This is a genomic window from Paenibacillus sp. EKM301P (genome assembly GCF_011800295.1).
Lineage (GTDB): Bacteria > Bacillota > Bacilli > Paenibacillales > Paenibacillaceae > Paenibacillus > Paenibacillus polymyxa.
In genome coordinates this window covers 83,596-97,857 of record NZ_JAALFM010000004.1, presented here as the reverse complement: position 1 = coordinate 97,857, position 14,262 = coordinate 83,596, and the positions used below count along the sequence as shown (strand labels likewise).

Annotated in this window: 13 protein-coding genes; 1 reads left to right on the top strand and 12 read right to left on the bottom strand. The window is 44.3% G+C overall.

Annotated features, from left to right (window positions below; translation table 11 throughout):
• Nucleotides 1–153 precede the first annotated feature (153 nt).
• From HFD99_RS11815 to HFD99_RS11785, 7 genes are all read right to left on the bottom strand, one after another.
• Complete coding sequence (locus HFD99_RS11815) at nt 154–1,293, bottom strand: 5-methyltetrahydropteroyltriglutamate--homocysteine S-methyltransferase (RefSeq protein WP_167440910.1); 1,140 nt, start codon at nt 1,291–1,293, stop codon at nt 154–156.
• Nucleotides 1,294–1,417: 124 nt separating this feature from the next.
• Nucleotides 1,418–2,320 carry a LysR family transcriptional regulator gene (locus HFD99_RS11810; protein WP_090887435.1) on the bottom strand — a complete coding sequence of 301 codons (903 nt, stop codon included), beginning with the start codon at nt 2,318–2,320 and terminating at the stop codon, nt 1,418–1,420.
• 135 nt (nt 2,321–2,455) lie between these two features.
• The gene (locus tag HFD99_RS11805) at nt 2,456–3,865 is read right to left on the bottom strand and encodes a glycoside hydrolase family 1 protein (RefSeq protein WP_123797051.1); all 1,410 of its coding nucleotides are present in this window, start codon (nt 3,863–3,865) and stop codon (nt 2,456–2,458) included.
• A 74-nt stretch (nt 3,866–3,939) separates the two neighbouring features.
• The gene (locus tag HFD99_RS11800) at nt 3,940–5,820 is read right to left on the bottom strand and encodes a beta-glucoside-specific PTS transporter subunit IIABC (RefSeq protein ID WP_123797049.1); all 1,881 of its coding nucleotides are present in this window, start codon (nt 5,818–5,820) and stop codon (nt 3,940–3,942) included.
• A 183-nt stretch (nt 5,821–6,003) separates the two neighbouring features.
• Entirely contained in the window at nt 6,004–6,861 is an 858-nt protein-coding gene (gene licT, locus HFD99_RS11795) for a BglG family transcription antiterminator LicT (RefSeq protein ID WP_167440909.1), read from the bottom strand.
• 241 nt (nt 6,862–7,102) lie between these two features.
• The gene (locus tag HFD99_RS11790; protein ID WP_016819660.1) at nt 7,103–7,438 is read right to left on the bottom strand and encodes a carboxymuconolactone decarboxylase family protein; all 336 of its coding nucleotides are present in this window, start codon (nt 7,436–7,438) and stop codon (nt 7,103–7,105) included.
• Nucleotides 7,435–7,821, bottom strand: a complete 387-nt coding sequence (locus tag HFD99_RS11785) for a tautomerase family protein (RefSeq protein WP_039276992.1) — start codon at nt 7,819–7,821, stop codon at nt 7,435–7,437. Before HFD99_RS11785 ends, HFD99_RS11790 begins: the two co-directional genes overlap by 4 nt.
• A 112-nt stretch (nt 7,822–7,933) precedes the next feature.
• Here HFD99_RS11785 and HFD99_RS11780 point away from each other — a divergent pair, with 112 nt between their 5' ends.
• Nucleotides 7,934–8,824, top strand: coding sequence for a LysR family transcriptional regulator (locus HFD99_RS11780; RefSeq protein WP_039276990.1), 891 nt, complete (start codon nt 7,934–7,936; stop codon nt 8,822–8,824).
• Between the two features lie 124 nt (nt 8,825–8,948).
• Here the strand turns inward: HFD99_RS11780 and HFD99_RS11775 are convergent, their stop codons facing one another.
• The 5 genes from HFD99_RS11775 to HFD99_RS11755 all read right to left on the bottom strand — a co-directional run bounded on the left by HFD99_RS11775 (nt 8,949) and on the right by HFD99_RS11755 (nt 14,105).
• Nucleotides 8,949–10,877 carry a PTS fructose transporter subunit IIABC gene (locus tag HFD99_RS11775; protein WP_016819657.1) on the bottom strand — a complete coding sequence of 643 codons (1,929 nt, stop codon included), beginning with the start codon at nt 10,875–10,877 and terminating at the stop codon, nt 8,949–8,951.
• A gap of 67 nt (nt 10,878–10,944) precedes the next feature.
• Nucleotides 10,945–11,856 carry a 1-phosphofructokinase gene (gene pfkB, locus HFD99_RS11770; RefSeq protein ID WP_039276989.1) on the bottom strand — a complete coding sequence of 304 codons (912 nt, stop codon included), beginning with the start codon at nt 11,854–11,856 and terminating at the stop codon, nt 10,945–10,947.
• A gap of 2 nt (nt 11,857–11,858) precedes the next feature.
• Entirely contained in the window at nt 11,859–12,605 is a 747-nt protein-coding gene (locus HFD99_RS11765) for a DeoR/GlpR family DNA-binding transcription regulator (RefSeq protein ID WP_016819655.1), read from the bottom strand.
• A gap of 233 nt (nt 12,606–12,838) precedes the next feature.
• Nucleotides 12,839–13,039: a hypothetical protein gene (locus tag HFD99_RS11760; protein ID WP_019686859.1), complete on the bottom strand. Its 201-nt coding sequence runs from the start codon at nt 13,037–13,039 to the stop codon at nt 12,839–12,841.
• Complete coding sequence (locus tag HFD99_RS11755) at nt 13,023–14,105, bottom strand: ankyrin repeat domain-containing protein (RefSeq protein ID WP_039276988.1); 1,083 nt, start codon at nt 14,103–14,105, stop codon at nt 13,023–13,025. The genes HFD99_RS11760 and HFD99_RS11755 overlap by 17 nt, the downstream gene beginning before the upstream one ends.
• Between the last annotated feature and the right edge of the window lie 157 nt (nt 14,106–14,262).

The window sequence follows — 14,262 nt, the reverse complement described above, 5'->3', positions numbered from 1 at the left end:
GATATTACAGCGTTCGCTAATGTAATAAAAGCCCTCAAAGATGAAATGCAACTTTAAGGGAATTTGATCAATTTTAACGGATTCTCAAACTAAAACACGCCCACAAAAAGGCGTGTTTTAGTCTCTCCAATTCAATTCCTCTAAACTAAACCCTTACTTCCAAATTTCGTCCGCAATCTCTTTTATGAAAGCAAGCTTTTTCCACTGCTGCTCTTCGGTCAGAATATTACCTTCTTCTGTCGAAGCAAAGCCGCATTGTGGGCTGAGGCAGATGTGGTTAATGTCCACGAATTGAGTCGCTTCCTTAATGCGGTTAATGACCGTCTGTTTGTCTTCCAGTTCACCTGTTTTGGAGGAAACGAGACCCAATACGACCTGTTTTTCATCTTTCAGATGCTTAAGCGGGGTGAAATCACCCGCACGGTCGGTATCGAATTCGAGATAGTAGCCGTCGATGTTATCGATGCCGAACAGGGTTTCGGCTACAGGCTCATAGCCGCCTGAAGATGCCCAGGTGGAATGGTAGTTACCACGGCATACGTGGGTTGTAACGACCAAATCGGCTGGAAGATCCTTCACGGCTTCCTGATTCACGCGAGCGAATAGCTTTTTGGTATCTTCCACATTTTCACCCGCATGCTGTCTAGCTTGCCAATAGTTTTTATCACAGAGCATGCCCCATGTGCAATCATCCAGTTGCAGGCTGCGGCAGCCTTCATTATACAGCGCTTGGATCACAGATTTGTAGGCTTTGGCAATGTCCGTCACCAGTTCATCCAGATTGCTGTAATACGTATCGGTCGTTTCTTTATTTTCTCCGCGCAGCAGCTCAGCCAGGAACTGCGCAGGTGCCGGAATCGTTTGGCGGGCGATAGCATCCTCTCCTGCGACTTGCTTCAGGAATTTGAAATCTTCAATGAAAGGATGATGAGAATGTCCGATTTTACCGGACAAGCGTGCGGTTTCCGCTCTTGTTTCCACACCTTGGAATTGGTAGCCGTTTGCAAGCTGTACCTTTTCCACGCCGTCCAGTCCCCACATAAAATCAAGATGCCACCAGGACCGTCTGAATTCACCATCCGTCAGAGCTTGAAGTCCTACGGATTTTTGCTTTTCGACCAGTTTGATAATTTCTTCATCTTCAATCTTTCGCAGCTCGTCCGCAGAGATTTCATTATTTTGAAATTGAATTCTGGCGTCTTTGATCGCTTGCGGGCGCAAAAAGCTGCCGACCATGTCATGTCTGAAAGGGGTCACTTTACGTTGGGATGCATTGTCAAGGATGCTGCTCATTAGGGTTATCTCCTTTTTCGCTTCAGTAGTGAAGTTGTTGTAAGAAAGATAACATACATTTTCAGCTATAAGGTAACTCCAATAAACTATAGCTAGTTATAGCCTAAGGCTATATCAAACTTTTTTATTCCCCTATCGCCTCATGCAACGCTTCTACATAGACAGTAGCCAGCTTGGAGAGCGCGACGTTTTTATGGCAAATCCATCCTACATTAATAGACTCATCACACTCCAGAGGGACGGAAATTATCTCGTTACCGTTCAGATCCGCACTAATTACCCCAGTAGAAATGGTATAGCCGTTCAAGCCAATAAGCAGATTAAAAAGGGTCGCCCGGTCATTAACATGAATGCTTTTGGGATGCGACAACGTACTCAGAATTTCCTCGGAGAAGTGAAAGGAATTGTACTCCCCTTGCTCAAAGGACAGGTATGGATAAGGATGAAGCTGGTCAATGGTCACGCTAGACTGCCGGGATAGCGGATTATTGGCACTGATAAAAATGTGCGGCTTGGCCGTAAACAGGCTGTTGAATTGCAGATTTGCATCTTTTAGCAGCTTGTTGATGACCTTGGCGTTAAATTCGTTCAGATACAGGATTCCGATCTCACTGCGCAGGCTTTTGACATCCTGTATGATTTCATGGGTTTTGGTCTCCCGCAAAGCCAGTTCATATTCATCCTGTCCATATAGATTCACCAGATTTACGAATGCATTTACTGCAAAAGCATAATGCTGCGTGGACACAGCAAAATGCTGTGGTGAAGGCTTGGCATCCAGATAGCGATTTTCCAGCAGCTCCGCCTGCTCAACAACCTGACGTGCATAACCGAGGAATTCCACGCCTTCTTTGGACAAAGAAATGCCTTTATTGGTACGTTCAAAAATGGTGATATGAATTTCTTCCTCCAGATCGCGAATCGCGTTCGACAGACTGGGCTGGGAAATGAACAACCGCTTCGCCGCCTCATTCATGGAGCCACGATTGGCAACCTCGATGACATATTTTAATTGTTGTAGGGTCAATGCATGATGTCCTTTCCGTTTGTGTTTCTTCTATTATATAATACATAATCACGCTTCTGGGCAAAGGGATAATAGAAACACCTCCTCAAAATGGTAACATCCATTTCAAGGAGGTGCTTTTCACTGCTTCTTTAGTTAACGAATTTCACCGTTTGTAGCGATCAGCTTTTGATACCAGTAGAAGCTTTGTTTACGAATGCGGCGCAGATCTTTGAGATCAAATTCCTCACGATCCACATAGATAAACCCGTAACGCTTACTGGAACCCTGGTGGGTACTCACAAGATCAATCGCAGACCACGGACAGAAGCCGAATACGTCTACGCCGTCTGTAATAGCCAATTGAATCTGCTCGATATGTTTCTTGAAGAAGTCAATACGATAAGGATCGTTTACTACATCCCCTTCTTCCAGCTTGTCAAATGCACCCAAGCCGTTCTCTGTCACGATTAAAGGCAAGTGGTAGCGAGAATATATTTGACGTAATGTACTTCTAAAACCGACCGGATCAATCTCCCAACCAAACTCTGTCTTTTGCAGGTTGGGGTTCACAGAGCCCCGGTATGCTCCGGGTTCACCCACAATTTCATGCTGATCGCCTGTATGTGAAAAATCATTTCCATCATCCAAACTTTCCCCTACGGTTTGAGAGGTATAGTAGTTAAAGGCGATAAAATCTGGATTTCCTTTCGCTAATATATCCATATCCCCTTCTTCAATAACAGGCTCATAGCCCTTCTCGACCAAATAGCTCCAGGCAATGTGGTTGTAGCGGCCAAATACAGCCATATCCAGGTAGAGCCAGTTGCGAATAGCTGCATAGTTGTCAGCTGCCAGCGTATCTTCCGGTTTGGAACTAGCTGGATAAATGACCCCAATATTCGGTGCTGGTCCAATTTTCGCATTAGGTAGCATGTCATGGCACAATACCATTGCCTTCGCCTGCGCAACTAACATATGATGATTTTGTTGATACAGTACCTTTTGTGGATTTTCCAGACTTGTATCCAATGTACCAATAGAACCAGGATGGAGAATCAGCATGTTTTGTTCGTTAATGGTTAGCCAGTATTTGACTCTGTCCCCAAAGTTCTCAAACAACGTTTTGGCATACTGCTCGAAGGCATCAATCGTTTCCCTTTTGGACCATCCGCCTTGTTGTTCAAGCGCATAGGGCAGATCAAAATGATACATAGTAACAATGGGTTCAATACCATATTTAATTAATTCGTCAATCAATGAGCTGTAAAATGCAATTCCCTTCGGATTGACTTCACCCGCGCCTTGTGGATAGATGCGTGTCCAAGCGATCGAGAAGCGATACGCCTTAAAGCCCATTTCAGCCATCAGAGCTACGTCCTCTTTGAACATATGGTAATGATCACTGGTTACCTTAAAATCAGTGACTCCTTCGACGTGGTTAGCCATGTCAATGACAGAGGGTCCTTTTCCATCTTCGTCCCATGCACCCTCTACTTGATAGGCGGAAGTAGAACCTCCCCAGAAGAAGTCTTCAGGAAATGCCTTCAATTGATTATGTTTCATGCTACAGTCCCTCCAGTTATCGTTATATCCTTCTGATTTCGCAATTCATGTACGTGAGGATGAGCTTTCCTGTATTACACCACCAAAGTTAGCAATACTTCATTTTTCTGAATCTGCTCCTGATTGGTCTCAAATACGTCCACTTTATGTTTCGTCAGTGTGACGATGACAGGCGTTACGATTTCGTACCCTGCTTCTATAATCTGCTCTCTGTCAAATTGGATTAACAAGTCCCCTTGTTTTACGATATCTCCCTCTTGAACGACCGGATTAAAATGCTTTCCTTTCAGCGCGACGGTGTTAATTCCGATATGAATTAATATCTCCGTACCCGCCTTGGAAGTCAAGCCGATGGCATGTCCTGTAGGGAACAGCGAGGTTACAACTCCATCAATAGGCGCTACGACCTCACCGACAGATGGTTCAATGGCTAAGCCTTTTCCCATTGCCCCTGTAGAAAATGCCGAATCATTCACTTGGCTCAGTGGTGTAGTCTTGCCTGTGATCGGGCTGTATATCGTTTCTTTCTTGATGTCAACAGCCTTAGTTGCTGTAACAGCTAGTAGAGGTTCTTCCGTCTTAGTGGTCTCAACGGTTGCTGCCGTCTCCCCCTTCACCTTGCTTTCATAGCCAAAAATAAGAGTCAGCACCGTGGCTACCGCGAACGAGCATGCGATGGCAATTACGTAAACCAAGGTCGGCGTATAGACCGGAATCGCAAAAATGTTGTGAAACACATAAGCCGTCATTTTCACTCCAAAATGTCCATTGATGGCACCGCCTATAGCCCCTGCGATAATGACAATTGGAATGACTCGTTTAAAGCGAAGCACCAGACCATACACAATCGGCTCTGTTACACCCGCCAGCAAACCTGTAATACTCGTGGAACCCGCAAGGGTTCTAAGTGTTTTATCTTTTTTCGCCTTCAGGAAGATACCGAATGCGACACCAATTTGAGCAAATACAGCCGCAGCCGCCATAGCCTCAATCGGATCACCGCCAACACCAATATTTTGAATCGTGATCGGGGTAAAGCCCCAGTGAAGTCCGAAGACGACCATAAAGGTCATAAAACCGCCAAGCACAATCCCTGACAAAATGCCGCTTACACCGATTAACCATGTCACACCCGAAGAAATCCAATCTCCTACTGTTGTACCAAACGGTCCGAATGCTATTGCAGATAAAGGAACCATAATCATTAAAGCCAACATCGGAACTAAAAACAGCTGCAAATCTTTAAGAATGATCTTCTTCAAAAACTTGTCTACCAACGCATAGATGCTGATAGATATGAATATCGGAAAAACACTCGCTGAGTAGTTCATCATGACCACCGGTATTCCCAAAAACGATACATCTGAGCCTTTGTCCATCAGTCCCGTAAAGTTGGGTTCCAGTAGAGCTGCACCGATCACACCAGCTACATAAGGATTCGCTTTCAGCTTTATACCGAGCGTAATTCCCAGTAAAATCGGCAAGAAGTAAAATACAGCATTCCCGGCAGCAGACAGGATCAGATAGGTATCACTTGTTGCAGACATCCAGCCTAGCAAGGTCAAAACCGTCAAGAGAGCTTTCAGCATCCCCGAGCCTGCCATCGCCGGAATCAACGGGGAGAAGCTGCCGGAAATGACTTCAAAGATTGTGGATATGACCGATGTCTTCTTTCCGCCGGATTCGTTAGTCGCTGAGCTGTCTGATCCAAAATCTCTGTTTTTCATAATCTCTGTATATACATAGGCAACATGGCTGCCAATCACGACTTGAAATTGTCCTCCGCTTTCAACAACAGTAATGACTCCCTCGTGTTTCTCAAGCGCTTCTCTTTCAGCTTTTCGTGAATCATTCAGGTCAAATCGGAGCCGTGTAGCACAATGGACAAGCCCATTAATATTTTCTTCTCCTCCAACGAGACGTACGATATCCTCGCCCATTTTCTTATGGTCCATGTTCATTCTCCTCTTGGGCAGATTGCCTGAAAACAAAAAAATACCTAAACGAAAGGCCTGCATGATCATAGAAAATGATCACTGCCATTCATTTAGGTATCGCCTGCTTATCAGTAACAATCCTTAAATTTAAGTTGTGAGCCTACTATAAAACACTCCGAAATCGTTTGCAAGCTTTTTTTTCTAAGCATCAGCCAAATCATTTCTGGAGGTTACACGCTGTATATGAATCGTCAAATACACTTTCTCGTCAATCGACATCGCACTTTCATGCTTTAATTCCAAGTATTGATTAATTAATTGGGTGCATTGAAAAGCCCTCTCGTATTTCTCTTTGACTTGGTCATACAAGAAGTTATCCCCTGATGCTAATTGCTCTTGTTCATTGCTCAGCAAGCGTTGGGCAAAGTACTGCAAATGTGTAATAAATCGCGAATAATTAAATGAGGTTTCATCCAGGGTAATTTGATAGTAATCGGTTACAATATTGAAAATGTCATCAATGACCTCTGTAATCTCAACCGTTTGTTTCATTCCCTGACCGTCTTGTCTTGCATTAACAAAATGCATGGCAATAAAGCTTGCTTCATGCTCATCCATTTGAATGCCAAATTGAGCATGAATAATGTCCAATGCATTCATACCTATCATAAATTCTTTTTTGTAAATTTTTTTGATCTGCCATAACAGTGAATTTTTAAGTCCCACGGATTTTCTATATCGAGAGATGGCAAATTGAATATGGTCAATCAACGAAATATAGATATTATCACTAAAAATATCTCCCATTTCTTTTTTGGCGCTGCCTACAATTTCATCCGCCACCTTCAAATACTCTACAGATGTCTCACCAATGAGATCAATTAATTTTCGCGGAATTTTATCGGATTTTAATACAAAGGTTTTTTCTATTTTTTCTTCATCGACCCTTTGTCCATTTTTCTTTTTAAAACCCAGACCGTTCCCTATGACAACAAACTCATGACCTACCTGATTTTCGGCCCGAATGACATTGTTGTTAAATATTTGCCGGATGATCATCTATCTGCTCACCTCATTGATGTAATAACAAAGTTGGAATAACAAAAAAACCAAATAACGACTAAGTCCATTAGTCATTATTTGGGTATCGCCTGCTTATCAGTAACAATCCCGAAGGACACTATGCCCCTCATTCAATTACTCTTACTATACCGCTTTCAAAGCAGAATAACAATACAATCATGCCAAAAAACCGCCAAACACTCGAAATCCCTGTGCTCAGCAGTTTTTAAGTTGATGCTTAACGTTCTTTTTCTTTGCAAAATATGTCTTTGGCAACCTGAACTGCTGAGGCTGCCCGCGGCCATCCTACGTAAAAGGCTAGCTGTGTAATGACCTCAATCAATTCTTCCTCCGAAATCCCGTTCTCCTTGGCCAGGTTCAGATGATAAGGAAGTTGATTCACATGCTCCCCCGCTACCAGAGCGGCAACTGTAATGAGACTCCGTTCCCTAAGAGATAGCTCACTTCTTCTCCATACATCTCCAAAAAGAACCTCCTCCGTATAGGTTACAAAAGCGGGTGCAAAATCACCTATCGTTTCCCGAACACTCGATCTGATTAATTTATGCTTCATAAAATCATCTGGGCAAGTCCGTTGCCAAAGGACCAATCCTCTAATTCAGTCTCCACCAGTGTCACAAATACATCCTCTGGTCTAGTCTTACATTCAATAGATATGAGTGCGGCTAACCTTTGGTAAAAACTCTTTTTTTGTTCCGTAGTTCTACCCGATCCCATCGTAATTTGGATATAAAGCAGCTTGTCTGTTCTGGATATATTCAAATAATCGGAACTATAATAAAACTCGCTCTGCTTATGAGCATGAAAAGCCTGAAAATAATCCTTGGGCGGGACCTGAAAATGTTCAATCAAAGCATTCATGATACAGCGGCTAATGCCAGGCAGCTCTTGCTCTGTGTATTGTTGCTCCAAATAACCTACTCGTACAAAAGGCATATTCATTCTCTCCTATCCGTTGGGATAAGATGATTGTACTCTCCTTATCTTCATCTGTATAATTGAAAATAATCATAAGCATATTCAATTTTATCGATGGAGATGAGTTTGTATGGATCTGAAAGAGTTAACTACGTTTCGTACTATTATTGAAGAAGGAACCTTCTCGAAAGCTGCCGCCAAATTAAACTACGCACAATCTACAGTCACGAACCAAATCCAAAGGCTAGAGAAAGAGCTGGGATTTCAGCTTTTTAAAAGAGGCTGGGATGCGGAATTAACCTCCTCAGGAAAAATATATGCCGAAGAGGTTGACGGACTTATACGGCATTGGAATTTTGTAACGGACCAGGCGAAATCGCTGAAAAAAGAAGAGATTGGCACGCTCCATATCGGTGTGCTTGAAACGGTAGCTACTACTGCACTGCCTTTGATTCTACGACAGTTTCGTGAGCATAAACCGAAAATCACATGCCATTTTACAGTGGGAAACACAGATGCACTCTCCAAAGCTTTGTTGGACGGTACATTGGATTTTGCAATCTCCGGCGAACCTCACTCCATTCCTTCCCTACATTTCGAACCTCTGTATCAAGAACAAATTGCTTTTATCGTGTCCCGTAGTCATCCCTTCGCGGCAAGAAATGAGCTTCAGCTCGAAGATCTGTATGAGTATCCGCTTATCGTCGGAGGTAAGAACTGCTTGTACCATATACGACTGGAGAAGGAGCTTTCGCGCTTCCCGGCGATGCCGTTTTTTTATACCGTTAGTCAAATCTCATATATACCTTCATTCGTACATACGATTTCTTCGGTTGGGGTGGTTCTGTCGTCAATGCCTTTGCAGAAGGACCTGGTCACCATCCCTCTCCAGTTAACAGACCCCAATATCCCCATCGGACTATTACAAAACAATCAGCACCCACAATACCTGACTTCGGCCCAAAGGCTGTTTATGCAGCTGGTTAAAAAAACAGTGGGGAATGACACCCGTTGGAGCTGAAAATATTATGAGCCCATAAAAAAACCGCTAAACACCTCGATATACGAGTGTTTAGCGGTTTTCCTATGATAAGACCAAGAGGAGTTCGGCTCCTCTTTTAATTTCTATACTCTTGTGATACTCGTTATTTCGTTTCAACTGGTTTTTTCCACAGTCCCAGAATGAGCGCGGAAATCACGGAGCCGATCGCCACTGCAAGCAAGAATAGCAACGCATGGTTGGCAAGAGCTGCTACAAAAATTCCGCCATGCGGAGCTGGAAGATTGATTTGCCAGAATTGCGTCAGACCGCCAGCGATCGCCGAGCCTACAATACAAGAGGTCAGGACTCGCAGAGGGTCAGCAGCTGCGAAAGGGATGGCCCCTTCTGTAATGAAGGACAATCCGAGTACATAGTTTGTCAAGCCAGACTTGCGTTCTTGCTCGGTAAATTTATTTTTAAAGAACGTCGAAGCTAGTGCGATCGCCAGTGGAGGCACCATACCGCCTGCCATAACAGCTGCCATCATAGCCCCGTTTGTGTTACCGCTGGAAGTAAAGACACCGATCGAAAATGCGTATGCTGCTTTGTTGAAAGGTCCGCCCATGTCGATCGACATCATTCCGCCCAGAATCAGACCCAAAATAACCGCATTACCAGTTCCCAAATTGTTCAGAACATTGACAAGCCACGTATTAATACCACCAAAAATTGGATCGAACAGGTAGAACATAATCGCGCCTGAAATTAGGAGTCCAAATACAGGGTATAACAAGATTGGTTTTAAACCGTCCAGAGCTTTCGGCAGACCTGCAAAAGCTTTACGCAGGAAAATAACTACATAACCGGCCATGAAACCAGCTGCCAGACCGCCAAGGAATCCTGCATTGGAGTTTACAGCCATCAAACCACCGACCATACCTGGCATCAGTGCCGGGCGGTCTCCAATGCTCATTGCGATAAATCCGGCCAGTATCGGAATCAGGAAGTGAAACGCACCTGTTCCTCCGCCAATCGTTTGCAGCAATTGGAATAGTACATTATCTTCTCCAGCCACTTGTTCGATCAAGAAGGAAATCGCTAACAAAATCCCCCCGCCGACAACGAATGGCAACATATGAGAAATCCCGTTCATTAAATCCTTGTAAATTTTACTGCCTACGCTGGTCTTCTCGGCTTTTGACTCTTCAGCGTTGCCTTTACCTTCACTACGGTAAATTGGCGCTTCGCCGTTCAGCGCTTTGCGAATCAGTTCTTCAGATTTACGGATACCGTCACTTACCGGTCTTTGCAATACAGGTTTACCGTCAAATCTGGCCATTTCAACCTTCTTGTCAGCTGCAACAATGACGCCTTTGGCACGACGGATTTCATCTGCTGTCAGTACGTTTTGTGCGCCTTCCGAGCCGTTCGTTTCTACCCGGATATTTACACCCATTTCTTTCGCTTTCTTAATGAGAGCGTCTTCAGCCATAAACGTGTGCGCAATGCCTGTAGGACAAGCGGTCACTGCAACTACAAACTCGTCAGAATCCGGGTTGCCAACGATAACGTCCGGCGTTTGCTGTGCTTTGGCTGCCTCTTTCTTGGCCTCTTTTGCTTTCTTGGCAGCTTCTTCTTCCGCCTGCTTAGTATCAAATAGCTCTGTTACTTCATCCGGTGTTTGTGTATTCATCAGCTTGTCGATGAAATCAGTATCAATGAGCAACCGAGAAAGGGCAGCCAGTGTGCGAAGATGTGTGTTTGCTGCTCCCTCTGGAGCTGCAATCATAAAGAATACCTTCGCGGGTTCACCGTCCAGCGATTCGAATTCTACGCCTTTACTGCTTTTGGCAAAAACGACGGTCGCTTCATTCACGGCTTTCGTCTTGGCATGCGGCATCGCAATACCACCGCCGATTCCAGTGCTGGATTCAGCTTCGCGTTTGTATATCATTTCTTTGAACAAGGCCCGGTCATTAATACGTCCACTTGCTTCGAGACTGGTGATGAGTTCCTCAATCGCCCCGTCCTTTGTCGTTGCCTGCAGGTCCATGATCATCGTTTCTTTAATCATCAGGTCTGTTATTCTCATTGTTCACACTCTCCTAAGTTCGATCAGCGTGTAGACACACGCATAATAAGCTCATGCTGTAGCCAGATTACCGTTTTGAAATCGTGACTTGCGGCCGTAATTGTTCAATTTTATCTCTCGTAGCCAGATCATCGGAGAACGCGGTTGCGCTTCCGGATGCCACTCCTGCACGGAAGGCTTCGATCGGATCGCCATGTAGAGCCAGCGTACCCACGAATCCAGCAATCATAGAATCACCTGCGCCTACAGAATTTTTCACCGTTCCTGCCGGTACATTTGCGTGATACACTTCATCTGCCGTAATGAACAAAGCCCCTTCTCCTGCCATGGAAATGAGTACATTTTTTGCACCTGCTTCCAGTAGTTTACGACCGTAAGTGACGATCTCCTCCTCAGAATGAATAGTTACGCCAAACAACTCAGCCAGCTCATGATGATTCGGCTTGATGAGCAGCGGTTTATGAACCAAGGCCTTCATCAGCGCCTCACCTGTGGTGTCGATAACGAATTCAGCCCCGGTTTGCTGACATACGCGAATCAGTCGCTCGTAGAAGTCCCCTCCAAGGGATGGCGGGATGCTTCCCGACAAGACGACAATGTCATTTTTCTGGAGACTCGCTAGCTTTTGCACCAATGCATCGGCTTCTTGCTCACGAATCGCAGGCCCCAAACCGTTAATTTCCGTTTCATCACCATGCTTGAGCTTAATATTGATCCGTGTGTCATCTTCGATCATTACAAAATCAGTTTTAATGGATTCTTCCCGCAATGTATCGTCGATAAACCTGCCTGTGAACCCTCCGAGAAAACCAATCGCCGTGCTGTCTGCCCCCAACTGGTTTAGTACACGTGATACATTAATTCCCTTGCCACCTGGCAGTTTTAAATCACGTTTCATCCGGTTCAAATCACCAAGCTTCAAATCGTCAACTTCCACGATATAATCAATGGAAGGGTTCAGCGTTACTGTATATATCATCGTTATCCCTCGATTATCTTAGTTTTCTGTGCGATGGATCGGCGTGAACGTTCCGGCACCGATTCAGTAATAAGGATAGCTTCCTTGAGTTCGAACAGTTTGGCGAAGGTTACTTCTCCAATTTTGCTGGAATCGGCCAACACATATGTTTTGCCGGACAGCTGGTGGGCACGCCGCTTGATCAGCGCCTCTTCAGGATCAGGAGTGGTATACCCCATCTCCACGTCTACCCCGTTCGTTCCCAGAAAGCACTTGTCGAATCGGAAATTGTCCAAATTCTGTAGGGCAATACTCCCGATTACGGCTTTGGTATGAATTTTCATCATCCCTCCCAGTAGATAGCTTCTAATTCGTTTGCTTACCAGTGCTTCTACGTGGGAGAGACCATTCGTCACGACCGTCACGTCTTTAGCTTCAATGTAAGGAATCATCGCCATCGTTGTTGTTCCCGCATCCAGATAGATACATTCACCATCCAAAATTTCTTTGGCTGCCATACGAGCGACTGCGTTTTTTTGTTGAACGTTTTTGAATGTTTTTTCTTCCATGCCAGGTTCCTGACTTTTCTGATTCAGCAAGGTTGCCCCGCCATGAATCCGCTTTAACAACTGACGGCCTTCAAGATCTATCAAATCACGCCGAATCGTTGACTCAGAAGCTCCCAAGAGATCAGCCAATTCCTGCAATTTTACAACACCGCGCTCTTGTAAGCGCTGTATTATTAACTTGTATCTTTCTTCCGTCAGCATCTTCATTCCCCCAACTGTTCTTATCGTACCACAAACCTAGCAAAAAACAATCATTTTTCTCCAAAAAGATTCAAAAAAATTCATTCCAACTTCATTTTTTTACAAAATGGTGAATTCCTGCTCCAATCAGCATGATTGCGTTTACATTTTAAAGAAAATTCAGCTACTTTTATGTAAATTCATTCTTCTTACATAGGAATTCAGCAGTAAACGTTCAAAAACGTTCTGACACTTTAATATGCCCCATCATATCCCTTGCTCCCTACGGTCTGGATTGCTGTAGCTGTAATTCTCGATTCTTCAGCCAGCAAATCATAAAACTTTCTTATGGCCTGGACGCGAGGGTCAGTGCTGCAAGCTTGGATTAACTCAACAAGAGCCATGACTGCGTGCATACCGCATTCATGGCTCACCTCATTAGGATAAATATTCACCCTCAATCATCTTCTCTAGATAATCTTCCGGCTGCGCAAGAAACTCAGCAAAGCTGCATACATCCGCATATTCTTGATGCTCCTCGTCATAATAACCAAGACACTTGTGCTTCGGATTCCACACCAAAAGGATATCCGAATAGTTATCTACGTTTAGAGACAATCGCAACAGCTTTTGCCGTCCCACCTTCATCTCAACCGTATCTATGAAAGAGAAGAACTCAACAAATTGGATACCTAAATCATTTTCTGGAAGATCCACACGGAGCTGATCTCCCATCAGAAAGGCTACAAGATCCTCAGGAAGCTTGTAGCTTTTTAAGGTATGTCGTTTATTCTCCAGATTATGAAACGCTGGTGGTTCCACAGACTTTAGATATTCGGCCATTTCCACGTTCTTATTGCTAACAGCAATCGTATATGCCCGATCTCCATCCTTTTCTGCCAGTGTCACATCAGCTCCATACTCTACCAGGTACTTAACCATCGCAAAATCATTATTTCGTGCTGCCACAGTTAAAGGAGTCGCTTTATAGGGATATACCGTATTAGGGGCATTGTAATTAATATCCGCATCATGCTCCAACAGTAGTGCCACGGTGTTCAGATCATGGTTACTAACTGCGTTGCGCAGCGTTGCCCCACCGTGCTGCTTTATATCGAGGCCAAGTTCGTGAATCAGCAAGATATTCTTTTTATTGCCATAATAGGCTTGCTCATAAGCACCGGCTTTGACCTGATTTTTCCCATCCAGCTTAGCACCATGGGCAACCACATAGCGGACAATCTCTTCTGAGCAGTAGCGAACAGCTGTTAAAAATGCAGGGCGATCTTTCGCATTGAGCTGAGCTCCCTGCTCCACCAACAGCTTCAACACATCCAATCGCTCGCAAATAAGCGCAAGGTCTAATGGACTTAACGTCGAATATTTGCTGAGTTTAATTTCTTGTTCGATATCCCAGCCTTCGGTCAGCGCTTGGCGTAATGCCGATATATTGCCTTCTACAATATGCATTGCGATTTTTGGAAGAACGTCAAATTTGCCGATATCTTTTAATTGGATCATCGTATACCCTCACTCTTTATGTATCTGCTATTCATGTACATCTATTTTATACCAATCTTCCGTTTACTTAAATCCGCCTGACTCCCCAGTTTATTTGCTCACTCTAATGCAAACAATTGAGAGTATAGGTGAATATGCCTTATAGAAGCTATAATTG